Below are 24,270 nucleotides of genomic sequence, written 5' to 3'. Positions count from 1 at the left end.
TTATTTATACCAACTTCTCATAAAGTTATAAGTGATATGGCTGCCAGTTATACCCCTCTTTTATCCTTATCCCAGATAATTTTATGAAGTTGCAAATTGAGCCTTACATCTAAATTATTTTCAGCAAAAAATTTATTTATTATCTTTAGATAATCTACAATTTGGCTTGGTTCTATCTTTGAAAATACAGGTGAAAAATTTAATGTAACTCCTTTGAAATATTCTTTATACCTTTTTACTACATCTATTGAATAATCCAAATCATCAACATTTCCCACAACAAACTTTATTTCATCACCCAATATTAACCTTTTAAAGTTTTCTTCAAATATATTAAACTTATCCATATTTGAGGAGGGGCATTTTATATCTAATGTGTAAAAGAGATTTTTCCTTTCTTTTTTACTGGTAAATTGATATATTTCATCCTCGTCATAAAGTCTTACACTTCCATTTGTTTCAATTCTAACCTCATAACCATTTTGTGCAAGATAAAGTGGAATATATCTTTTTATTTTTTCTTCCTCAAGTGGTTCTCCACCTGTAACAATAACTCTTTTGCAGTTTAATCTATTAACCTCACCTAAAATTTCAATAGGTGCCATTAGACTATATTCTCCATCATAGCTGTATTTTGTATCACAATAGCTACATCTTAAATTACAGCCATATACCCTTACAAATGTTGTTAAAAAACCACTTGTTATTCCTTCTCCTGATATACTGTTAAATATCTCAACCATAGGTATTTTTTCATTTAAAAATTCTTCTCTTTTCAATTAACCTACCACCTTTGCAAAGCTTGTTTGTGTTTCATAAAGTGTTATAGATACAACCCTTATCCCTTTATCCGCTAACTTGTCATTTAAAATATTATAAAAATCTGTTGCCATATTTTCTGCAGTAGGTCTATAATTAACCTCAAATACCCTTTTTCCTGACTTCTTTAAAATATCTGCTATTTTGTGTTCTACCTCATCCTTTGAAGCATTAAAATAAATAAATGAATGGTCTATTTTATCTATAATAGTTTCTTTTACAATATTTTTTAAATCCTTAAAATCTATAACCATACCATCTTTCATATCACCTGTAGCTTCAACTATCATTTTGTAGCTGTGTCCGTGTAGATTTTTACAATCTCCCTCGTGTTCTGATAGCATATGGGCAGCCTCAAAGGCAAATTCTTTAGATACAGTAAGCATCATCTTTCCTCCTTATATTCTATTGGGTCCTCAAATCCTGCTTCTTTAAATGCCTTAAGCCTTAAAAGACAGCTATCACATACTCCACAGGCCTTTTCTTCCCCTTTATAGCAGGACCAAGTTAAAGAATAATCAACCCCAAGCTCCATTCCAAGCTTAATTTCCTCTGCTTTAGTCATATTTATAAATGGTGCATTTATCTTTATTCTTCTTCCCTCAACTCCACAAACAGTGCCTTTGTTTATAGCCTGCTCCATTGCATCTAAAAACTCCTGCCTACAATCAACATATCCTGAATAATCAACTTCACTTACACCTATAAATATGTCCTGTGCACCTATCTTTTCTGCATAGGATGCCGCAAAGGCTAAAAATATCATATTTCTTGCTGGAACATAAGTTATTGGTATATCACTTCTATTTATATCACCCTCTGGAACATCAATGTTTTTGTCAGTTAATGCTGATCCTCCCCAAGCATCCATATTAGTTTTAACTATAATATGTTCCTTAACACCTGCTGCCTCTGCTACCCTTTTAGCACATTCAAGCTCCTTATCGTGCCTTTGACCATAGTCAAAGGATATGGCATAGGTTTCAAATCCTTGTGATTTTGCAAGATACAATGCAGTCGTTGAATCTAATCCTCCTGATAAAAGTACAACAGCCTTTTTCATTTTAATCCCATCCTTTCTCCATAATAACAACATCCTATTGCACCATTAAACTGTGCATCCTCTAAAATTATTACTTCATTATAATCATTCTTTAAATACTCTATTAAAGCACTATTAAGTGATGCTCCACCAGATAGAACTATTCTATTTGACTTAAACCTTGTAAGCATTGGACTTAACCTTTTATATAATGAATAGTTTACACCTGCACAAAGATTTTCTATAGGTACTCCCTCTGCTATTTTACCTATAAGCTCAGATTCTGAAAAAACTGCACAGGTAGAATTTAAGTGAACTGGCTCTTTATAAAACCTTGTCATATAGTCTAAATCAACCTCTAAAATGTTCGCCATATTTTCTAAGTATCTTCCACAGGATGCGGCACACTTGTCATTGAGTTCTATATCTGTCATTACACCCTTTTCAACCCTTACAACCTTAACATCCTGTCCTCCTAAATCTAATAAAATAAAATCATTAAGTCCAGTTTGAAATAATGCACCATATATATGTGCCTTTACCTCATTAATTGGAGTAAAGTCCTTTATATTTATATTATTTCTTCCATATCCTGTTGAAATTCCAACATCAAACTCACCTATATCAAGTTTTTCTTTATCTATAATTAAACCATTATCCTTAATGCAGTAATCTCTATAAAATCTCATTGTACTAATCTTATTTTTTCTAACAATCCTGCCATTTTCAAAAAAAACAATTTTAACTTCTCTGCTTCCTAAATCTATTCCTAATATCCTCACCTTCTCCATCCCCTTCTGTCCTTTAACATATCCACAAATGCCTCAAGCCTTAATTTTGTTCTTGCATCAAGTTCATTTAATTTATCTCCCTCAATGTTTATAACAGGAACATCCAACTTACTCTTTACTATAATATCCTCTATTCCCCTATAACAAAAGGCTTGAGTATAGTGTATAACACCATCTATTTCCCTTTCTTTAATCTGCCTTTTTATTTCTTGAAGTCTAAACTCAATATCATAGGGATATGTGTAGTCATAGTACTGCTCATATATGTCCTTATTATTCTTAAATCTTGGGAAGGAGAATTCCCTTTGAACCTCATTATAAACAATCTTTGCACCTATACTTTCTACAAAATCATATATGTCCCCCATCATAGGTGGAACTCCAATGTAGGCAAGTCTTATAGGATAATCTTTTTTGTTTCTATCTTTTATTTTTTTTATCTTTTCCTTTAACATATTTTCAAACTCCAAATAATCTCCATTAAAATCACTGGATGAAACTAAATATAGGTGATTTTCAAAGCCTGTAGCATATCCATCTACAGTTAAATTATCTACTTCAATTAAAAACTCCCTTACTTTATTTAGTCTATTCCTAACATCCTCAACATCAGATTTTTTAACATTAAACATATCCATAAAATCATCTAATGATTTCTTTACATCCTCTAATTTATGTGAGTTAGGATATGCAAAGGGATATATCTTTATTCCCTTTAACTTTAAAACCTCCACCAATGCCCTTGTATTTGAACAATCCCCCTCAACTACGCCTACAACCTCATCTATTCCTTCCTTTATACAAACACCATAGAGCCCCTTAATCCAAGCACACATACTCTTTGGGAAACCGTCCTTCTCTGCTATGTCTATATACTCCATATAGTTGTTTGATGTAACGAATATATTGTTTAAGTCAATAACCTTATATCCTGCCGCAATTAATACCTCCTGTGGTACTGTTGTTGTTATACCAATTCTTTTCATAATTCACCTCCAAAAAATCAAAAAAGGGGCTACCAGCCCCTTAAAAGCTACAGATTTGTAGCTAAAGCCCGTAGTTTTGTTTAAGGACAGGATGGTTTCGAACTGTCCTATTTAGTTTTAAATTATAATAAAGTATTGAATAAAAAAACATATATATGCTATAATAGTAATAGGAGAGAGAAACGATTAGGAGAAAATAATGGGTTTTATTTCATTAGCTGCTTTTTATTAGCAGCTTTTTTCTTTATATTATACATATATATCGTTTTGTTGGTGTATTTTTTTGTCTCTTTATTAACTCTATAGAAAATAACGTTAAAATTTTAAACTTTATATAATCATAATTAGCTAAACTACATATTGGTATAAACAACAAAACGAATGTAAAAACTATCAAAATAACATTATCCAATTTTGCTTCCCTCCCTTCATCTTTAGTATGGCATTTTTAACGTTTCTCTCTCCAGAGTAGAGAGGGAAGCAAAACCCATCATTTTCTTACCAAAGCCATACCTGCTATAAATTTTTGATTTAGTAACAAGTAATATTATAATACAAAAATATATTTTTTAAAATATAAAAAGCATATCTTCTAAATTTTACTATTCTGTAATCAATAAATATATATTTTTTAACCTCATTTATTGTATAATAAAAATATACAAAGATTGGAGGGATAATATGAAAAGGATTGAAAAAATTATTTGTATTGCTATATCGAGTGTTTTAATATTGTCTTCTTTTGCATCCTGCTCAAAATCTAATAAACCTACAGATACAACACCTAAAGATAACACCAAACTTACAGTTAAAGATTATTTCCCCTTTAAAGAAAACGTTTTTATGAAATATCAAGGTATTGGTAATGAATATGCCGAGCACGAAACCTATGTAGACTACATTGAAGGAGATAGGATACAAATAAGAGATGTAAACCCTGGAACTACGCTATCAAAGGTGTATGAAATAAAGAATGGAGAATTAAGATTAATATCTTCAAGAGAAGAATACTACTATAAGGAAAATCTGCTTTCATCTACGAATTCAAACTATGACATTCTATTGAAGGAGCCCATAGAAAAGGGAACAACTTGGACAACAAAAGATGGATTAAAGAGGTATATCTCAAATACAGAAGCAAAAATAACTACCCCAAGTGGAGAATATACAGCTATAGAAGTTACCACAGAAGGAAACGACTATAAAAATTTCGACTACTATGTAAAAAATGTTGGTCTTGTAAAAACAGTTTATAAAAGCGGAGATGTATCGATAGAGAGCAATCTTGAAAAGATAACTTACAATGTACCATATGTCCAAACAATAAAATTCTATTATCCAGATTTCAATAACGAAAAACTTGCCTTTAAAGCTGAAAAGGTTTTACTCTATACAAATGAAAATGTTAATACCACAATAGAAAAATTTTTAAAAAACCCTCCAAAGGAAGATTTGAATAAAGTTTTTGGGCCAAATACAAAAATAAACAAACTTTACTTTAACAACAGTCAAAACAAGGTATATGTAGATGTTAACAGTAAATTCATCGAGGAGATGAATGCAGGTTCCTCATTAGAATCAATGATATTGCAAAGCCTTGTAAATACACTTGGTGATTACTATAATGTTGATAAAGTTTATATTTCAGTTGATGGAAAGCCCTATGAATCAGGGCATATAGCAATAACAGAAAATGAGGTTTTCTATGTAGATTATAAAAACATATACGAGATAAAGTAAGAGAGGCATCTATGATGCCTCTCTTTGAGATTGTTAACAAAACTACTTGTTAGCTAAATTATGAAAAAGCCCTATGAATGGATTTCAATGGGCTCTTTAGTGAGCTTTAGCAATTCTTAGCTTTTCGACTTTGAAAAAGTCCGTAATTCGGCACAGGACGTGCCGAGCCGAGCGGCCATCAGGACGATGGCATCGCGAGGGTAGGACTTTTCAAACAAAGAAAAGCTTAGAATTGATTAGCGAAATGAACGAATGCCCAAGAAATCATTCATAGGGCTAATTAAAAGATAACTTTTTCAATAACCTGAAGAGAGGCATCTATGATGCCTCTCTTTGGTTTATCATCAACTTATTTAGCTTTTCTGGATAATTTGTTATAATCCCATCTACCCCAATACTCATCAAATACTTCATATAATTTGTATCATTTACCGTAAAGGTATTTATCATTATGTCTTCCTTTTTAATTTGACCTACAACATCCTTTCCAAGAGAATAGAAATAGGGATGAAGTGCATCTACACCTACATATTTTGCATACTTTTCTGGACAATATAGGTTTTCCATATATAATAACCCTGTTTTTATTTCACTTGAGAGCTTCTTTACCCTTACAACAGAATAATGATTAAAACTTGATATAATAACATTTTTCTGCATACCATAACGATAAATTAGGTCTAAAAGTTTCTCCTCTATCCCCTCATACTCAATTATAGTATTTTTAATTTCAAAATTTACAACCACCTTTTTCCCCTTAACAAGAAGCAACAATTCCTCAACAGATGGAACCTTTTCGTTTAGATACTCCTTAGAAAACCAAGAACCTGCATCTAACTTTTTTATTTCAGAAAAGGTATAATCCTTTACAAAACCTATTCCATCTGTAGTTCTATTTACCATCTCATCGTGCATTAAAACAAGTATTCCATCCTTAGTCATTTGAACATCAGTCTCTATTCCATTTGCTCCAAACTCAAGTGCCTTTTCAAAGGCAAGTATTGTATTCTCTGGATAACGACCACTTGCACCCCTATGAGCAAAATTAATCAAGAAACCCACCCCCTTATTTTGTAATTATTCTTCATAAAAATTAAAATTCCTCTATTTGCAGATTAAAAATTAGTAAATAAAAGCTCCATATATGAAATAATCATCTATGCTAATTGTTAACAAAACTGTTTGTTAGCTAAAGTATTAAAAAGCCCCGTGAAAGGATTTAAAAAGGCTCTTTCATAAGCTTTAGCAATTCTTAGCTTTTCGACTTTGGAAAAGTCCGTAATTCGGCACAGGACGTGCCGAGCCGAGCGGCCATCAGGACGATGGCATCGCGAGGGTAGGACTTTTCAAACAAAGAAAAGCTTAGAATTGATTAGCGAAATGAAGGAATGCCTTAAAATCCTTTATGGGGCTAATCGATATATAACTTTTTTCAACAGCTTGATAGATGAAATAATTATCTATAGAGCATATATCTTTATATATCATTTCTTAAAATATCATCATAGGTCTCCCTTTTTACAATTAATCTGTCTTTTCCATTATTAACTATAACAACCGGAGGTCTTGGAATTCTATTGTAATTGCTTGCCATAGAATAGTTGTAGGCACCTGTACTCAAAACTGCAAGTATATCCCCCTTTTCTAATTTAGGAAGACTTATATCCCTTATCAAAATATCCCCTGATTCACAGCACTTACCACATATGGTTACAACCTCTTTATCATCAATATTTAATTTATTTGCAACAACTGCAGTATATTTTGCAGAATAAAGGGCTGTTCTTATATTATCAGTCATACCACCATCAACACTAACATATTTTCTAACTCCTTTAATATCTTTTATTGCACCTACCTTATACAAAGTAACTCCAGCTTCTCCTACTATCCATCTTCCTGGTTCTATAAAAACAGTTGGTTTTTTAAGATTATATTTATTAAAAAACTCATCTACTGCTTCGTGGATTACATCCGTAAAAAAGCTAATTGGTAATCGCTTATCCTCCTCATTGTAAAATATACCAAATCCGCCTCCACAATTTATTTCATCAATTTCATAGCCAAATAAATTCTTAATATCCCCTACAAACTTTGCAAGTATTTCAACTTCAAGCCTATATATATTATTTTGATGTAGCTGTGAACCTATATGGGCATGCACACCCCTTAAATTTAAACCTTCTGAATTTAATATCCTCTTTACAGCATATAATGCACTTTCATCGTGCATTGGGAAACCAAATTTTGAATCCACCTGACCTGTTCTAATAAATTCGTGGGTATGGCCATCTATACCAGGAGTTACCCTTATTTGAACATCTATTGTTTTTTTATTTTCTTTTAAAATATCCTCTAAAATGTCTATTTCATTAAAGTTATCTATCACAATTCTTCCTACACCATACTCAACTGCCATACTAAGCTCTTCATAGGTTTTATTATTTCCGTGGAAGATTACATTTTCCATAGGAAAATCTACAGATTTTGCAGTATAGAGTTCTCCGCCTGAAACAACATCAAGCCATAACCCCTCTCTTTTTATTATTCGACACATCTCTTTGTTTAAAAAGGCTTTGCTTGCATAGGCTGCAACTCCATTATATTTTAAAATGTGATTTTGTTTTATATCCCTTATTCTCTCTAATATCTCCTCCTCATTCATAACATAAAGAGGAGTACCATATTTTTTAACCAAATAATCACATCTTACATCAGATATTTTAAGCATACCATCCTCTGCCATCGTTAATCCTCTATACCCAAACATTTTCATCCCTCCAAATTTTTCAAAATCAAATTGATTTTATAAAGTCACTATATCCCATCAATTCAGCCATATGTAAAACACTTTTAAATTATAATTATTTCCCTCTTCTCTAAATTTCGAAATTAAATGATATTATTTACATTAGGTTTTCACATTTTTTTATATTTCCCGGGAAATCGTGTGATTATAACTTATAATATACAATATTCGATATTTTGTATGTAAAATCCTCCTTAAAACTTCTTATAAGAATTATACATAATTTTTAAGATTTTAGCCAATTATATTTTTAAATAAAAATATTAGAGGTGTTGAATATGGAGCATCTCAGCAAAAACATATACCAAAACATAAATAAAATTATATCCTATATGCCTAATTCTTCAACATTGGTAAAACGAGAAATACTTATAAATAAAAGAACAAAATGTTTTATACTCTATGTAACTAACCTTTGTAATCGCAAATCCATAGAGCTACATATTATAAGTCCCCTCTTAAATAAAGTAAAGGAAGACTTAGAAACAATAGATAACCCCGCAGAATATATAATGCAAAACTATCTATCTGTAAGTGAAGCTACAATAATAAAACACCTTGACAATATAACTGTAGAACTCCTGCGTGGAAAATGTCTGATATTAATAGATAAAACAAATCAAGCAATACTTTGCGATACCTCCGATATACCTCATAGGAACATACAGGAATCCAATATAGAAAAAACTTTAAGAGGCGGTCGTGAATGTTTTGTGGAAAACATAGAAATAAACTTAGCACTCATTCAAAATAAAGTGAAATCAAACAAGCTAAGAATAGAAAGGCTAATTCTTGGAACTGAAAACAATGCCGATGCCGCAATAATCTATTTAGATGGAGTAATCGATCCTGTTGTACTTGATACTATTAAATTTAAATTAAATAGAATAAAAAAACTCCCATATATCCTTTGTACAGGTTATATAGAGCAGCTTATTGAGGATTTCCCCTACGGTTTTTTCCCTCAACTTAAAAATACTGAAAAGCCAGATAAGGTTGTATCTGACCTATTTCAGGGAAAGGCTGCGATTTTAATATCTGGTGCACCCTATGCCTTAATTGCACCAGCAGTGTTTATCGAATTTTTTCAGGGATTTGAAGATTATTCTCAAAGGATTTTAACTTCTGTTTTTGTTAGACTTACAAGGACTTTATCTGCAATACTTGTTCTTTTAGCAACACCTATATATCTTTGCGTTTTATCCTATACATCTGCAATCGTTCCAATTAAACTAATTAAGGTTATATATAACTCGAGGCTTGGAATACCTCTCCCACCCTTCTTAGAAATTTTAACTATGGAGATTGCTGTCGAACTTCTCCGTGAAGGTGGACTAAGACTCCCAACTCCAATTGGTCAAACCCTTGGTATAGTTGGAGGTATCGTAATAGGAGAAGCTGCAACAAAGGCAGGATTGGTAAGTCCAACAACTTTAGTTGTTGTTTCTACAACCGTTATAGCATCCTTCTTAATTCCTAATTACGAAATGGCACTTTCTATTAGATTTCTTAGGTTTCCAATGCTAATATTAGCTCATATGTTTGGCCTTTTAGGTGTAATACTTGGATTTTACCTTATAGTAATAATACTTATTAATATGAACTCCTTTGGAATACCTTATTTTGCTCCCTTTGCACCACTTAATTACTCTGACCTTAAAGATACCGTAATTAGGTTCCCATTAGATAAAATACTTAGAAAGCCTAAAAGTTTAAAAATAAAGAAGGGTAAAATATGAGTAAAGTAATTGAAAATAAAATTACCAAGAGGCAATATATATTTATCCTAATAAGTGCTGTTGTTGGAATTGGTATTCTTTCTGCTCCAAATTCTATTTGCCAAAAGGCAGAACAGAGTGGATGGATTTCTATGTTTATAGGATGCATATATCCTTTGACAATAACCTACTGTGCCTATTTATCTTATAAAAATTTAGGTTTTATTGACTTTTATACCCTAAACGAAAGGATATATGGTAAATTTTTTACTAAAATTATATTTATATTTTTTATGTTAACTCTAACCATTTATGCATCTTCTGTTTTGTCAGGATTTTTTAATGTTTTAAGTAAGGAAATTTCTTTTTTCCTTCCCCCCTCAATGATTGTTACAGTAGTTTCTTTAACAATTGTTTTTACAGCAAGTTTTGGGCTTCAATCATTAGGAAGGCTGTCTGAAATTGTATTTTATTTTTCATCAATGCTTTTTCTTTTTCCTCTCTTTACAATTAAAAAAGGAGATACAACTAATATTCTTCCCATTATATCCTCTTTTGAAAAAATTATATCATCTATACCTGCCTCCTTTTACTCCTATGCAGGAATAGAAATCTCATTTTTTATATTACCTTATGTTGTTAGCAAAAAAACTATAAAAAACGCAGGTTTTATATCTTCCATAATTATAGCACTAATATATACTTCTTTAACTTTTTTAACCATTTACTACCTTGGGTTTGAACTTACAACCAAAATATATTATCCTGTGCTTTTTATAATGGAGACTATAGAAATTAGCATAATATCTGATTTTAAAATAGTATTCATCTTCCTTTGGAGTGGTATTATTTTGAAGATTTTGGCCTGTGATTACTTTGTTATTGCCCATACCTTTTCAAGACTTACCCATATCCCCTATAAAAAAAGCTGCCTTATTACTTGGCCCTTTGTTATGATGTTTACAATTTTTATGATACCTGAACACGGAAGAAATGTATTCCTTGACAACACAATACCATATATTGTATATATTGTACTTTTATATTCTATTATAACGGCTATACTATCTAAACTAAAGGTGATGAAGGGTATATGAAAAGAAATGTACTTATAATTTTATTAATTGCATTAACTACTTTTACAGGATGCTATGAAATGGAACCTATTGAAAATCTATCAATAATTATTGGGATTGGGTACGACGTTCAAAAAGAAGGTCAAAAAAAAATAGTTGATCCTATCGAGATGTTCGTATTTAAAGGTGATGGAGAAGTTGAAAGGCTTATATCTCCTGGTATCGCCGAAACAATTTATAATACTATAAACGATAGGCAAACAGTAATGAGTAAAAAATTTTTAGTTGGAACAGAAAAACTATACCTTATTAGTAGAGAATGGGCAGAATATGGAATAGAGGATTTACTTGACACATTAGTTAGAAATGAGAATAGAAATGAAATCGCCTATGTTTGTATAACAGAAGGTGATACAAAACACTTTTTTAGTATGGTTCCCATTGATAATACAAGTATGTCTGAGGCAATATCAGGCATATTAAAATTTTCATATTTAGCAAATTTTTTCCCAAAAGAAGTAACCATAAAAGAACTTTTGTTTATGTATCATCAAACAGGTAGAAGAATAATACTTCCATATATAGTTGATGATAAGGGGAAGCCTAAAATTGCTGGGATTTGTGTATTTGATGGTGCTAAACTAAAACATATTATTCCATTAGAGGAAGCCTTTTATATAAATATGATAAGAAGTAGAAAAAGCGATGGATATATAAGCATAATAAAGGATAACAATCCTAAAATATGTTATACCATTAAAGCAAAAAATTATGTAAACGTAGAAGTTGATTATGATGATAAGCTTATTTATACAATAAACATAACATTAAAGGGCAACTTAAAAACCGATACTATACATAACACTGCAATTACCGCAAAGGAAGCAAAGGAGATTGAAAGGACCTTTGAGGAATATATTACAGAGCAACTTAATAAAACAATCGAAAAGGTACAAAATAAGTATAAAATAGACTGTTTTGATATTACAAAATATGCTGCTGCAAAGTTAGGTAAGCACAGCCCCCTTTTAACAGATGAAGAATTTCAAAGGGCTCAAATAAATGTAAAGGTAAAGGTTATACTTGTTGACTTAGGAAGAAGTATGAAGTAGATATTCCCTTATTATTTCATTTTCCTGTATGTGTGCTTTGTCAATTTCCTCTACAATCCTCCCCATATTCATAAATATTATCCTATCACATAGTCTTATTGCTTGATAGATGTTATGTGTTACAACAACAATACATCTATCATCTTTTTTGCTGTTTAAAATAGCCTCTTCTATTATTCTTGTATTTTTAGGATCTATACTTGCTGTTGGTTCGTCAAACAGCATAAGCCCCTTACTTTGAGCAATTACCCTTGCAATTGCAACCCTCTGCATTTCTCCTCCAGATAAACTTGTGGCATTTCTTTTTAATAGATTTTCTAATTTTAACATCTTAACTATTTCACTTAATTTATCTAAACTTGTATTTGCCCACTTTATACTCATTTTTATGTTATCTTCAACAGAACAGTTAAAAAGATAGGGTTTTTGTGATAAGACAGATATATTGTTATAAATTTTATTTTCATCTTCACAAAACTCCACTTTACCCTCATATCCCTTTAAATTACCACTTAATATCCTTAAAAGTGTACTTTTACCTGAACCATTTTGGCCTAATATTCCATATATATTAGCATTTTTTAAGGATAAATTTTTTATATTTAAATAAAATCCATCCTTTTTATATACTAAATCCCTTATTAAAACCTCCATTATTTTAACTCTCCCTATTTAAATTTGATATTAATAGGTTAACTAAAAATGATATACATAAAAGTATTATACCAACAGCAATTGCCTCTTCAAAATTACCCATATTAGTTTGTAGTACTATATAAGTAGTCATAACTCGGGTTTTGTGTTCTATATTACCACCAACCAACATAACTGCACCAACTTCTGATACCGCTCTTGAAAAACCTAAAAATACAGTTGCTATAATATTAAACTTAAGCTCTCTAAAAAGTAAGATATACCTACTTATTTTATCGGCATTTAAATTATTAAGTTCCTCCAATATTATACTTCCTTTGGTATTTACAATATTTATAGCTGTGCCTGCAATTAGTGGAACTATAATTATTATTTGAGCTATAATCATAACAGTCGGTGTAAAGAGAAGTCCTAAACTTCCAAGTGGTCCCCTTTTTGAAAAGAGAATATATACTAAAAGCCCTGCAACAACAGGTGGAATAGCCATAAATGTATTTATTATTCCCTTTAAGCCTTTATTAAATTTAAAATCTTCAATTGTAATAAATAGTGATAAAAAAATACCAATAACACTTGATATAATTGTTGACATAAAAGAAACATAAAGAGATAGTAGAACTATCTCAATTATGTTTCTATCAAAACCTAATATCAAATTAAAGGCACCTACAGTTCCCTGCCAAATAGACCTCAATAAAAACAACTCCTTCTTTTACTTTTTGGCATTAGGTATAAATAAACTCTGTCCAAACTTTTCTTTTCCAAACTCACCAATTAGCCTCTGTGACTTTTCTGATAAAATCCATTCTACAAAACACTGTGCTCCATCCTTGTTTATTCTGCTGTTTTTACTTGAATTGACAGCTATAACTCCATATTGATTTTTTAAATCCTCTTTTCCTTCTACTAATACCTCTAAATCTAATTTTTCCTTTAATGTAAGATATGTTGCCCTATCCGATATCGTATAGGCTCCTTTCTCACTTGCCATTAAAAGAGTTTCTGCCATCCCTTTTCCTACCTTTACATACCAATCACCCTGAGGATTTATCCCTATTTTTTCCCAAAGCCTCTTTTCAAACTTATGAGTACCTGATTCGTCACCTCTTGAAACAAACTCTGCCTTTGCACTATAGATTTTTTTAAGTGCATCTTTTGCAGTAGAAATTCCTTTAATCTGTGCTCTATCATCCTTTGGTCCTAATATTACAAAATCATTATACATAACATCAAAACGTTCAATACCGTATCCTTCCCTCACAAACTTCTCTTCATCTTCCTTTGAATGAACTAGAAGCACATCGGCATTACCATCCATACCAAGTCTAATTGCTTGTCCTGTACCTACTGCAACCACATTAACTTTATAACCATATTCTTTTTCAAACTCTGGTAGTATGTAATCTAAAAGACCTGAATCACGAGTACTTGTTGTGGTTGCTAATATAATCTCCCTATTATTAACTTGTTTTCCGCAGGATATAGTAATCAATAAAATTAAAAATATAAAATATAATGATAAACGTCTTTTCAATATATACAACTCCTTTCCTATATGGGAGGCATATTCGTTTCCAAATATACCCTATCGGCTGTCATCCATAGCAAAGCCTTAGGATGTTCAGCTCGAAGCTATACCTATTATATCATTCTCCTATTATTTTAACAAGAACACGTTTTTTTCTCATACCATCAAATTCACCATAGAAAACCTGCTCCCAAGGCCCTAAGTCTAATTTACCATCAGTTATTGCAACAACAACCTCTCTACCCATTATAGTTCTTTTCAAATGTGCATCTGCATTATCCTCAAATCCATTGTGTTTATACTGGCTATAGGGTTTTTCTGGTGCAAGCTTTTCCAGCCAAACCTCAAAGTCGTGATGTAATCCTGATTCATCGTCATTTATAAAAACACTTGCTGTAATATGCATTGCATTACAGAGAAGAAGCCCCTCCTTTATGCCGCTTTCTCTAACACAATCCAGAAGAGTATGTGTTATGTTGACAAAACCTCTTCTTCTTGGTATTTCAAACCAAAGTTCTTTTCTGTAACTCTTCACAATAACCCCTCCTTTTTAATTCTATATATTCTATTTTACTAAATTTACAAAGTTTAAAATACCCCATTAATGGATTTTATAATTGTTTATAGATACAAAAAATAAATACTTACCAAAAATCCATTAATAGGGCTAAAAATTAATATTAAAATTTATTACTGTTTTAATGAACCCGTCATACCTTGTACAAAATAGTTTTGCAATGTAAAGAAAATTATAATCATAGGTAATGTTGCAATTACTATTGCCAGCATTATTGCTCCATACTCAGGAAAATATGCCGACGACATAGATGAAATTAAAAGCGTCATCGTCTTTTGCTTGTCGCTTTGAAGTATTATAAGTGGCCAAAGGTAAGCATTCCAACTTGTCATAAATGAATAAATAGCAGCTGCTGCATAGGTTGATTTCATAGATGGCACAACAATAGAAGTAAATATTTTAAACTCACCTGCTCCATCTACTCTTGCAGCCTGTATTATTTCCTTTGGAAAGCTCTTAAAGCTTTGTCTAAAGAAGAATATTATAAATACCGATGCTAAAGATGTAAGAATTAATCCTCTGTGGGTATTTAAAAGATTAAGCTTAACTATTAATCTAAATAGAGGTATCATTAAGGCTGCAAAGGGAACCATCATTGATAAAAGTATAATGGCATAGGTTTTTTCCCTTGCTTTAGAGGGGTAAAATTCAAATCCATAGGCTGCCATTGAAGATATAGCTAAGGAACCAAGAACTGTTAATGTAGATATCTTTATTGAATTAAAGAAGATTCTTTTTACATCATAATTACTAAATAATACCTTTGCATTATGAAAAAATTGATTCCCAAAGGTCATTTTTCCCTTTATAACATCTACAGCTGAATTTGTCATACCTACAATCATCCAATAAAATGGAAAAACAGAAATAAGGAACATTAAAATTAAAAACAGATATATAATTATCCTTGATAATCTAATTTTTTTCATTCTTTATCACCTGCCACTTTAAACTGAATAAAACTTAATATTGCGACTATGAAAACTATGACATATGCAATTGTTGCCGCATAACCAAAGTTTGGCATATACTTAAAACACAAGTTGTAGATATAAACCGATAATGTAAGTAAAGAATTACCTGGTCCAGTAGTTGCACCTGTTACGCCACCCTGTGAAAGATTCATAGGTTCATCAAATAGTTGAAGCGTACCTATTGTAGACATTATAGTTGTAAAAACAATTATTGGTTTTAACATTGGAATTGTTATGTGGAAAAATTGTTGCATTTTACTTGCACCATCAATTTCGGCTGCTTCATATAACTCATCTGGAACACTCTGAAGTCCAGATAGATAGAAAACCATATTATAACCTGTCCAACGCCAAGTCATTGCAATTATAACAGTTACCTTTGCCCAAAATGGATCCATAAGCCAAGGAATTGGCTGTTTTATTATATGCAGCCTCATAAGGCTTAAGTTTATAAATCCATCTACACTAAACATCATTTTAAATAGGATAGTATAGGCTACAAGAGAGGTCACTGCTGGTAAAAATATACCTGTTCTAAATAAACCTCTAAATTTTATAGTCTTATCATTTAGAATTGCAGCCAAAATTAAAGCCAATAATAACATTATAGGCACCTGTATAATTAGAAATATAAATGTATTTTTTAGGGCTTTAATAAACATTTCATCTTTAATTAACTTTTTATAATTCCCTAATCCAACAAACTTTTGTACTATACCCTTTGACGACATAGTAGATAAAATCAAGGAATAGATAATAGGATAGAACATAAATACTGCTAATAAAATTACTGCTATAGATATAAATAACCATCCATATCTATCAAGTGATCTTTCGTATGATTTTGTTGCTTTTCTAAGTTGCATTAATAACACCTCGCTTTTAACATAAACAGCAATAGAAGTCGCCCACTTCTGTAGTGGGTGATGAATGTTGCGAAAATATATAAAAAATGCTACAATTATTATAGCGAAAACCAAGCTAAAATTAGCCATGTAAATGGTATATCTGGGGAAGGAACAGCCCTTTGAGCGTGGGATAACTTGCTCCGCTTTGAGTATTGACCACGAAGCCACTACTTCTATAAGTTGGGGTAGTTCACAAAGAGGAATAATACATATAATTTGCATTATTCCTCTTTTCAATTTAATATTTACTTACCTATTTGATTCTTTAATTGTTCTTCTGCCTTCTTTAATGCCTCTTCTACTGTAATCTTTCCTGAATAAACATCTGGCATATTAGCCATAATTGCAGCATCTGCTTCATATGTGTAAAGACCAAAATCAACTGAAGGTATATTCTTCATCCAATTTGATAGGTCAGCAAATACCTTTTGTCCTCCGAAGAATTCGTCCGCCTTTGAATATGCATCTCCTGTTGCTGCAGGTAAATATTAACCCATTGCTCCTCTTTCTACTAATATCTTTTGATAGAAATCGTTATCTGAAGCATAAATCTTATTTAAGAAATCTATAGCTATATCTTTTCCCTTAGTTCCTTCTAATACATACCAGCTTGAACCTCCAAGATTTGAAACATTAACTGAACCAGTAACATTTAGTCTTGGGGTTGGTGCAACCGCCCATTTTCCTGATTGACTTGCTTCTGCCTTTATTGAACCTATTATCCAAACTCCTGTTACAACTGCTGCTGATTCTCCTTTGTTAAATGCAGCAACCCACTCATTCCATCCACTTGTCTTTTTAATTATATCTGCATCAACAATTGCCTTATATGTTTTTACAGCTTCCTTTAGTGCTTCATTGTTGGACATATTTACATTACCATTCTTGTCAAAATACCATTGTCCTGCAGATTGAAGCATTATTCTCATTAATCCGCCATCGTCTAATCCAAAACCTAACATTGCCTTTCCTGTTTTCTTCTTTACGTCCTTTCCTATTTCAATAAACTTGTCCCAAGTAATATTATTTAAATCTTCTGGTTTATATCCTGCCTGCTCTAAAATATCCTTTCTGTAGAAGAAACCTGAAACACCTGAATCAAATGGTACTCCATAAACCTTACCATCTACTGTCATAAGACCTACTTTGTAGTTTGCAAATTTGCTATGGTCTATTTTTCCTGTCAAATCTGCAAAGGCTCCTGGATATGATTTTAGGTATTTTTGAGCATTATAATCCTCTATTAAAACTATATCTGGAAGTCCATCCTTAACACCTGATGCAAGCATTGTATGTAGTTTCTGTTCAAGGTCTGCCTTTGCCATATCAACTATTTCAATTTCTACCTTAGGATTATCCTTTGTGTATCTTGCTTTAGCTTCATTCATAATTGCAATGTTGAAGTTTGGATCCCAAGCCCAGATTGTTATTTTTCCTGATTTTTCTGCTGGCTTATTATCTTGTCCATTTGTTTGTTGTGTCTTTGAACATCCTGCAAAAATAGAAATAAAAAGACTTAGAATTAATAGGATTGACAAGCTTTTCTTTTTCAATTTCTTCTCCCCCTCTTTTAAATGAGTTTAGAAAACCTTTTCTATATCTATTTTATTATATTTTTTTGAATTTTACAACAATATTTTGAAATTTCTTAATTTTTTTATTAAAAAAAGTATGTCTTTTTCGTATAAAAAGGGCTGTGAAACTTACTTCACAGCCCTTCAACTTTACTTTACAACAAAAATTGCAACTTCTCCGTGCTTTAACACTACATCCTTCTCTTCTTTATCTGCCTTCCTAAAATCTTTAAATATTGTCTTTAATGAAACTATACTAAATCCAAGTGCCTTTTCTATATCTTCCTTTGAAAGCTTTACTGAATCCTCAAAATCTAAATTACCTACAACAAGCAGTACTTCATCATTTACTTTGTATGCAGTTGCAAGTATATTCTCTCTATCAAATCTGCATTTTACATAATTATTAATATCTGTAATATAATCTAAATACTCTTTTCTTATATTTGCTACATCTTCTAATATATTTAGTATTTCATCATTTTCACTGTTTTCCCAATGTAATGCATACTTATCAAAGAAGGCAAGCTTTCCGTATAATGGGTCATTCTTATCAAGTAAAAATCTATTTTCTTCCTTAGCATCAAGTCCTAAATTCATAGGTTGTTTTTCTAATATTTCAAAACCTGAAGTTATGAAAGGAACTCCATTTGGTAAAAATGCATTCATTACTGCTACAAATTTAGAGAACTTCTTTCCACCAAGTCTTGAAGCTGCTCTTGGTGTATCTGGAGTTTCCGCTGCTGCAAATATTGGAGCCTTTAGGTTTTCCATATCCTCTACAAGCTTATTAAACTTACCCTTATAGAATCTTGGTTCTTCTGCCCAAGCTGTTCCTATTATCATATTGTAATTTGCTTCTCTTGCAGCCTTATCTCCCTTATTGTCTAATACCTCTGCAATAAAACAAAAATCCTCATCAAACTCTCTTGGATTTTTTAGAATCATCTCTTCTAATTCCTTTGGTAGTGCGTGTCCCATATCAATACGAGCACCATCTATACCATACTTTCTTTGATAGCTTGGTATAATGTCTGCTATTCTTTCCCAAAGTTCTAAATTCTTTTGCTTTCCTTGGAATAAGTTAGCCTTTATTATATCAAATAATATATATGGTGGCTGATTTTCATCTACATACTTTGCAGACTCCTCAGGATTATCTAAATATAATCTTAAGAAAGTAACATCTGTCCAAGGTGGTTGTGGGTCGTTTATACAATCTGAGAAGGCTGGAGCAGTAGTTATTCCAAACTCCTGTTGTATTAAATCAAAGAAATCTAAACTTTTGTCCTTTAAACATCTTTCCTTAATGCTATTCCACTTCTTTTCATCTATAACATTTGGAGCAGGGCAGAACTTTTTAATATGATTTTTTACACTTTCACTTGAATAAACCTTCGGTAGATTTTCTACAGATGGCTTATCCCCAGCCTTTATTCCTTCTACATAAGGTGGTGCATATGTGTCAAGCTCATCTATCTTTACCCAGTAGAACCATTCTGGATGTTCAAATATAAGGTCACTATCCCTCGCTGAAGTTCTTGGTATAATGTCTATCATTATTCTTATGCCTAATATATGACAAGCCTCTACTAATGCTTTAAACTCTTCATCTATTGAGATATCTTCACCTAACATTGGATCCTTTAAAGTTGGATCAAGCTCAAAAAAGTTCTTAACTGCATATGGGGAACCCATCTCACCCTTTTTATATCTCATACTGTTTTTGGATATAGGTAGTAGATATATTGCATCTATTCCCATTCTCTTAAGATGTGGTAGAAGTGCTATTGTCTTTAGGAAAGTCCCTGTGTCCTTAAGTCCAAATCTGTTATTTAGCTCAAGATTTCCACTTCCATCGTGGTCATAGGCACTTGATGTTCTTATTTGCATACCATAAACATTAGCCTTCTTTATCCAGTCTCCACCTATGTATCCGTCCCATTTTTTTGTCTCTACTAATTTAGATAGTGGATTGCTATAATTATTTTCTTTTTTGTAATATGGTAGTATTGTCTTTTTAATACATTCACTGTAGAATTCATAAGGATTTACTGATATTGTTCCCTTAGTTTCTTTTAAACCTTTGTATCCAAATGAATTCCAAATAGCAGGCACTTTAAAGTCAATCTCTTTTCCCTTGTCTATATTTTCTTCAAGCCTATTTAATATTTTTAATAAACTGCTCATAATATGCCTCCTTATAATTGTTCAAACGATTGCACTACTATATTATAAAATATTTTGACTTATAAAACAACACATTTATGTGAAAAATTTAAAATTTTTAAGAATGAGCCACTATAATTTTATGCTGTTTTATTATGTAATAATTTCTATATTGTTGTAGCAAATTAAATACTTTCAGGTTCTTTTGTAAAAATTTTTCTCTAATTTTTGATACCAATTAAATGATAAAAATGATATAATTTAAATTGTGGTAAAGGGGGTATTATATGAAACTAAAGAAAATAGCCTTAGGTTTATCTTTATTTTTAATTTTTAGTACAAGCCTATCCTATGCAACTCCAATAGAAGAAAAGAAACAGTTAGAACAAAAACTTCAAGAAACAAAAAAAGAATATAATGATGTTTTAGAGGAAATAGGTGAAATAGAATCTAAAATAGAGGAAATAGATGCAGAGGCCTATGAAGTTAGCCTTGAAATAAAAAAGAATGAAGATGAGATTAAAAAAATTAATAATGAAATATTACAAAGACAACAAGAAATCGAAAAGGCTCAACTGGAATTTGAAAATAGAAAAAAGACAGCTGATGAAAGAATTAAAAATATGTATATGAATGGTTCGGAAAATTATATAGAATTAATACTTGGTTTTACCAGTCTTAGTGATTTACTTTCAAGAATTGAAATGGTAAAAACAGTAATACAGTTTGACCTTAATGCACTTGATGAAATCAATAGGGGAATACAAGAATTAAACAATAAAAAGAAAGAACTTGAACTATCTAAAGCAAAGATTGAAGAACTAAAATATCAAAACGAAGAAAAATTAAAGGATATAAACCAAAAGAAAATAGAACAGCAAAAATTAATATCACAGCTTGAGTCTAAAAAGAAGCAGTACGCAGAGCAGATGAAAAAATATCAGGCAAAAATATATCAATTATACAATCAAATAAATGGAAAAACAAATAAATCTACATCAACCTCAAGAGGAAATATTTCAGCCTCCTCCAACGAAATAGTATCATTTGCGTTAAATTTCTTAAATACTCCATATGTATGGGGTGGAAATACTCCATCGGGATTTGACTGTTCTGGCTACGTTAAATATGTATATGCTCATTTTGGTATTAATCTTCCAAGAAGAGCGTCAGAACAGGCAACAGTTGGACAAACTGTTAGTCTTGATGATGCCCAGCCAGGAGATTTAGTATTCTTTTATAGCCCAATTAGTCACGTTGGAATTTACTTAGGAGATGGAATGTTTGTACACGCTCCAAGAACCGGTGACGTCGTAAAAATTTCACCACTTAAAGGAAGAAAATTAACACTAATAAAGCGTATAAGATAAGCCATAGGTAAATTCCTATGGCTTATTTCGTTGATACATACTGCTAACACTTCCAAGTAAATCGTGTATAAAATTTGAACCTCTACTAATTAAAATACCTGTTAAAATTGCCCCTAAATATTTAATAGTAAGAGGCCTTCCTAAGTATGAAAAAATGTCAACATTTGCAGCAATAGCTATTAAAATACCTACAGCTGTTGCACCTATTCTATCATAATTAATTTTATCCTTAGTTTTTATAAGCTTTAATGTTTCCCATATAGCTTCAGTAAACAGTGCCAACATAATTATATCCTGCATAGAAACACCAAAAATATTGCTCTTCTTAAAATATATTATGTAAGCTACAATTTTATAACAAATGAAATATGAAATTTTTATTGACTCATCCTTCATTTTGTGTTATTTTAATATGGAAAGTAACTCCATATTCCCTCATTCCCCATATCCGGATTTATTCCGGATTTATTTTTTTATTCAATCATTATTGCTAAACGTATATGACAGTTCCTACTTAAAAAACCCTATAAAAGAGTTTTGTTTATTACTACAAAATCCAAATTGTTGACAAACCCATTTGTTAACTAAAGTATAAGAAAAGCCCCATGAAAGGATTTCAATGGGTTCTTTCATAAGCTTTAGCAATTCTTAGGTTTTCGACTTTGAAAAAGTCCGTAATTCGGCACAGGACGTGCCGAGCCGAGCGGCCATCAGGACGATGGCATCGCGAGGGTAGGACTTTTTCAAACAAAGAAAAGCTTAGAATTGATTAGCGAAATGAACCGATGCCCAAGAAATCCTTAATGGGGCTAATCAATATATAACTTTTTCAACAGCCTGGATTTCGTTTATTACTACAAAATCCTTTTATGGGACTACACTATATATTACTTTTTTCGTGCCTAAGTGATAAATACAGTAATCTATACTATTACATCCACAATTGTTATATTGGTTTGTTTTGATAAATCAATTTCAATAGGTTGAATTGAATTACCCTTCTCATCATAAATAATTCTAACTACTGGTTTATCCGGCAATCCCTTATTGTGTCCAACCACAAATCCTTCAATTCCATTTGACAACCTTACACATACACCTAAGGGATATATTGAAAAATTATTTTTAAATATCTTTACAAGTTCTACATCAAAGAAGGTACCACTTCCACCTAATATAAACTCATAGGCTTCATTTGCTAAAAATCCCTTTCTATATACTCTATCGCTTATAATCGCATCATAAACATCACTTATACAGCCTATCCTTGCAAACATTGAAATATTTTCTCCCTTTAATTTGTTCGGATAGCCTGAACCATCAAATCTTTCGTGATGTTCAAGAACAACCAATCTTCCTCGTTCATTGATATATCTTATATTCTTTACTATGTCATATCCATAGATGGTATGCTTCTTCATTATCTCAAATTCTTCTTCTGTTAGTTTTCCCTTTTTATTTAATATCTCTGTTTGTATTTTTGTCTTTCCAATATCGTGAAGAAGTGCCCCCATACCTAAATCTAAAAGCATATTCCTTGTATAATTAAGATTTACTCCAAAGAATAGTGCCAATACACAGGTATTTAAGGAATGAATAAAGGTATAATTATCAAAGGTTTTAAGCTCCATTAAATAGGTTGAATTTATATCCTTGTTCTCAAGCAAATACTCTACAATATTCAAAATAGTATCCATTGTGTTTCTTACTTCATTTACATTATTGTATTGAAGCTTAGAAAAAACCGTTGAAACTGATTTTACAGCTTGAGATTTTAATTGTAAAAATTCAGCATCCTGCCCCTTTAGGTCGTCTAAGTGTGCATCCTTTATATACAAAAACTCTACACCTATACTTTTTAATCTTTTTATATAGGTATCTGTTAATATAACTCCCTCTCTTAATAAAATTGCACCATCTGCTCCAAGTATGCTTTGTGCAAGCTCATCTCCTGGTTTTACTCTTTCTATGTTAACAAGTCTCATTAATCTACACCTCATAGCAAAATTTGACACAATTTTATTTTAATTTTTTTTAAAATTAAAATCAATATTAAAATATAACAGAGATTTCGCATCTAATTTCCAGTAAAGCTTTTTTCTTTATAGGAAATTAGATTTTTTCTATTTTATTGAAATTTTGGAAGGGAAAAAGGCCGTAGGCCATGTATATAGATACACCTTCCCCCTCCCCATCATAATGAAAAGCTGTATTTCCAATTTTATTATCGACTATGCGGTGTTAAAAATTGGATTAATCCAATTCATAATTATCAACATTTCATCTTTCAAATCTTCTATTATATTTATCTGCAAAAGCCTTTTTTCTCTGAATCCTCGAATGTTTCTAAAAAAGTATAATTGGGTTAAGTTAAAGGCTATTATCATGAATCCAACTATAGCCTCTATGCCCGTAGGGCTATG

At 31.3% G+C, this 24,270-nt stretch carries 24 protein-coding genes, 1 pseudogene and 1 riboswitch; of the genes and pseudogenes, 5 read left to right on the top strand and 20 right to left on the bottom strand.

Going from position 1 to position 24,270, the window contains the following annotated elements; all coding sequences use genetic code 11:
• Positions 1-47: 47 nt before the first annotated feature.
• The 6 genes from BUB63_RS02215 to BUB63_RS13545 form a co-directional block, all read right to left on the bottom strand.
• On the bottom strand, positions 48-779 hold the full coding sequence (locus tag BUB63_RS02215; RefSeq protein ID WP_084106429.1) for a radical SAM protein: 732 nt from the start codon (positions 777-779) through the stop codon (positions 48-50).
• The gene (queD, locus tag BUB63_RS02210; protein WP_073247789.1) at positions 780-1,205 is read right to left on the bottom strand and encodes a 6-carboxytetrahydropterin synthase QueD; all 426 of its coding nucleotides are present in this window, start codon (positions 1,203-1,205) and stop codon (positions 780-782) included.
• Positions 1,205-1,882, bottom strand: coding sequence for a 7-cyano-7-deazaguanine synthase QueC (gene queC, locus BUB63_RS02205; RefSeq protein WP_073247788.1), 678 nt, complete (start codon positions 1,880-1,882; stop codon positions 1,205-1,207). Before queC ends, queD begins: the two co-directional genes overlap by 1 nt.
• Positions 1,879-2,643: an acyl-CoA dehydratase activase gene (locus tag BUB63_RS02200; RefSeq protein ID WP_073247787.1), complete on the bottom strand. Its 765-nt coding sequence runs from the start codon at positions 2,641-2,643 to the stop codon at positions 1,879-1,881. Before BUB63_RS02200 ends, queC begins: the two co-directional genes overlap by 4 nt.
• Positions 2,640-3,638, bottom strand: coding sequence for a 2-hydroxyacyl-CoA dehydratase family protein (locus BUB63_RS02195; RefSeq protein WP_073247786.1), 999 nt, complete (start codon positions 3,636-3,638; stop codon positions 2,640-2,642). The genes BUB63_RS02200 and BUB63_RS02195 overlap by 4 nt, the downstream gene beginning before the upstream one ends.
• A gap of 244 nt (positions 3,639-3,882) precedes the next feature.
• Positions 3,883-4,050 carry a hypothetical protein gene (locus BUB63_RS13545; RefSeq protein ID WP_159431443.1) on the bottom strand — a complete coding sequence of 56 codons (168 nt, stop codon included), beginning with the start codon at positions 4,048-4,050 and terminating at the stop codon, positions 3,883-3,885.
• Positions 4,051-4,319: 269 nt separating this feature from the next.
• Here BUB63_RS13545 and BUB63_RS02190 point away from each other — a divergent pair, with 269 nt between their 5' ends.
• Complete coding sequence (locus BUB63_RS02190; protein WP_073247785.1) at positions 4,320-5,378, top strand: GerMN domain-containing protein; 1,059 nt, start codon at positions 4,320-4,322, stop codon at positions 5,376-5,378.
• 318 nt (positions 5,379-5,696) lie between these two features.
• Here the strand turns inward: BUB63_RS02190 and BUB63_RS02185 are convergent, their stop codons facing one another.
• Both BUB63_RS02185 and lysA read right to left on the bottom strand, forming a co-directional pair.
• Positions 5,697-6,431 (bottom strand): glycerophosphodiester phosphodiesterase, encoded by a 735-nt coding sequence (locus tag BUB63_RS02185; RefSeq protein WP_423230476.1) that lies wholly within the window; start codon positions 6,429-6,431, stop codon positions 5,697-5,699.
• Between the two features lie 424 nt (positions 6,432-6,855).
• Positions 6,856-8,148: a diaminopimelate decarboxylase gene (gene lysA / locus BUB63_RS02180; protein ID WP_073247783.1), complete on the bottom strand. Its 1,293-nt coding sequence runs from the start codon at positions 8,146-8,148 to the stop codon at positions 6,856-6,858.
• 317 nt (positions 8,149-8,465) lie between these two features.
• On the opposite strand from lysA, the gene BUB63_RS02175 reads away from it, so the two are divergent.
• Genes BUB63_RS02175 through BUB63_RS02165 form a run of 3 tightly spaced genes read left to right on the top strand, consistent with a single transcriptional unit; the run spans position 8,466 to position 12,093 of the window.
• Positions 8,466-9,926, top strand: coding sequence for a spore germination protein (locus tag BUB63_RS02175; protein WP_073247782.1), 1,461 nt, complete (start codon positions 8,466-8,468; stop codon positions 9,924-9,926).
• The gene (locus BUB63_RS02170; protein ID WP_073247781.1) at positions 9,923-11,002 is read left to right on the top strand and encodes a GerAB/ArcD/ProY family transporter; all 1,080 of its coding nucleotides are present in this window, start codon (positions 9,923-9,925) and stop codon (positions 11,000-11,002) included. The genes BUB63_RS02175 and BUB63_RS02170 overlap by 4 nt, the downstream gene beginning before the upstream one ends.
• Complete coding sequence (locus tag BUB63_RS02165) at positions 10,999-12,093, top strand: Ger(x)C family spore germination protein (RefSeq protein WP_073247780.1); 1,095 nt, start codon at positions 10,999-11,001, stop codon at positions 12,091-12,093. The genes BUB63_RS02170 and BUB63_RS02165 overlap by 4 nt, the downstream gene beginning before the upstream one ends.
• Here BUB63_RS02165 and BUB63_RS02160 read toward each other — a convergent pair.
• The 9 genes from BUB63_RS02160 to BUB63_RS02125 form a co-directional block, all read right to left on the bottom strand.
• Positions 12,073-12,747 (bottom strand): ATP-binding cassette domain-containing protein, encoded by a 675-nt coding sequence (locus tag BUB63_RS02160; RefSeq protein ID WP_073247779.1) that lies wholly within the window; start codon positions 12,745-12,747, stop codon positions 12,073-12,075. The genes BUB63_RS02165 and BUB63_RS02160 overlap by 21 nt on opposite strands.
• Positions 12,748-12,751: 4 nt before the next feature.
• Positions 12,752-13,441: an ABC transporter permease gene (locus BUB63_RS02155; protein ID WP_143290230.1), complete on the bottom strand. Its 690-nt coding sequence runs from the start codon at positions 13,439-13,441 to the stop codon at positions 12,752-12,754.
• A gap of 18 nt (positions 13,442-13,459) precedes the next feature.
• On the bottom strand, positions 13,460-14,281 hold the full coding sequence (locus tag BUB63_RS02150; protein ID WP_073247778.1) for an ABC transporter substrate-binding protein: 822 nt from the start codon (positions 14,279-14,281) through the stop codon (positions 13,460-13,462).
• Positions 14,275-14,391: riboswitch (molybdenum cofactor riboswitch) on the bottom strand. Its footprint overlaps the gene before it by 7 nt.
• A 2-nt stretch (positions 14,392-14,393) precedes the next feature.
• Entirely contained in the window at positions 14,394-14,810 is a 417-nt protein-coding gene (locus tag BUB63_RS02145; RefSeq protein ID WP_073247777.1) for a secondary thiamine-phosphate synthase enzyme YjbQ, read from the bottom strand.
• A gap of 155 nt (positions 14,811-14,965) precedes the next feature.
• On the bottom strand, positions 14,966-15,781 hold the full coding sequence (locus BUB63_RS02140; protein ID WP_027307748.1) for a carbohydrate ABC transporter permease: 816 nt from the start codon (positions 15,779-15,781) through the stop codon (positions 14,966-14,968).
• Positions 15,778-16,692: a carbohydrate ABC transporter permease gene (locus tag BUB63_RS02135; protein WP_073247834.1), complete on the bottom strand. Its 915-nt coding sequence runs from the start codon at positions 16,690-16,692 to the stop codon at positions 15,778-15,780. The genes BUB63_RS02140 and BUB63_RS02135 overlap by 4 nt, the downstream gene beginning before the upstream one ends.
• Positions 16,693-16,979: 287 nt before the next feature.
• Positions 16,980-17,135, bottom strand: coding sequence for a hypothetical protein (locus BUB63_RS13700; protein WP_200790128.1), 156 nt, complete (start codon positions 17,133-17,135; stop codon positions 16,980-16,982).
• An 87-nt stretch (positions 17,136-17,222) separates the two neighbouring features.
• A complete protein-coding gene (locus BUB63_RS02130; RefSeq protein ID WP_200790126.1) occupies positions 17,223-18,287 on the bottom strand; it encodes an ABC transporter substrate-binding protein in 1,065 nt (354 codons plus the stop codon).
• Positions 18,288-18,458: 171 nt separating this feature from the next.
• Complete coding sequence (locus BUB63_RS02125) at positions 18,459-20,498, bottom strand: alpha-amylase family glycosyl hydrolase (protein ID WP_073247776.1); 2,040 nt, start codon at positions 20,496-20,498, stop codon at positions 18,459-18,461.
• 266 nt (positions 20,499-20,764) lie between these two features.
• On the opposite strand from BUB63_RS02125, the gene BUB63_RS02120 reads away from it, so the two are divergent.
• The gene (locus BUB63_RS02120) at positions 20,765-21,847 is read left to right on the top strand and encodes a C40 family peptidase (protein ID WP_073247775.1); all 1,083 of its coding nucleotides are present in this window, start codon (positions 20,765-20,767) and stop codon (positions 21,845-21,847) included.
• Between the two features lie 15 nt (positions 21,848-21,862).
• Here the strand turns inward: BUB63_RS02120 and BUB63_RS02115 are convergent, their stop codons facing one another.
• The 3 genes and pseudogenes from BUB63_RS02115 to BUB63_RS13760 all read right to left on the bottom strand — a co-directional run.
• The gene (locus tag BUB63_RS02115; protein ID WP_027307745.1) at positions 21,863-22,147 is read right to left on the bottom strand and encodes a hypothetical protein; all 285 of its coding nucleotides are present in this window, start codon (positions 22,145-22,147) and stop codon (positions 21,863-21,865) included.
• Between the two features lie 623 nt (positions 22,148-22,770).
• Positions 22,771-23,832 (bottom strand): HD-GYP domain-containing protein, encoded by a 1,062-nt coding sequence (locus BUB63_RS02110; protein WP_073247774.1) that lies wholly within the window; start codon positions 23,830-23,832, stop codon positions 22,771-22,773.
• Positions 23,833-24,078: 246 nt separating this feature from the next.
• Positions 24,079-24,270 (bottom strand): annotated as a pseudogene (locus tag BUB63_RS13760) (transposase); the annotation flags it as partial.

Source organism: Caloramator proteoclasticus DSM 10124, from assembly GCF_900129265.1.
GTDB classification, from domain to species: Bacteria; Bacillota; Clostridia; order Clostridiales; family Caloramatoraceae; genus Thermobrachium; species Thermobrachium proteoclasticum.
Note: the sequence above shows the minus strand (reverse complement) of the source record. Positions and strands in the feature narration are given on the sequence as shown.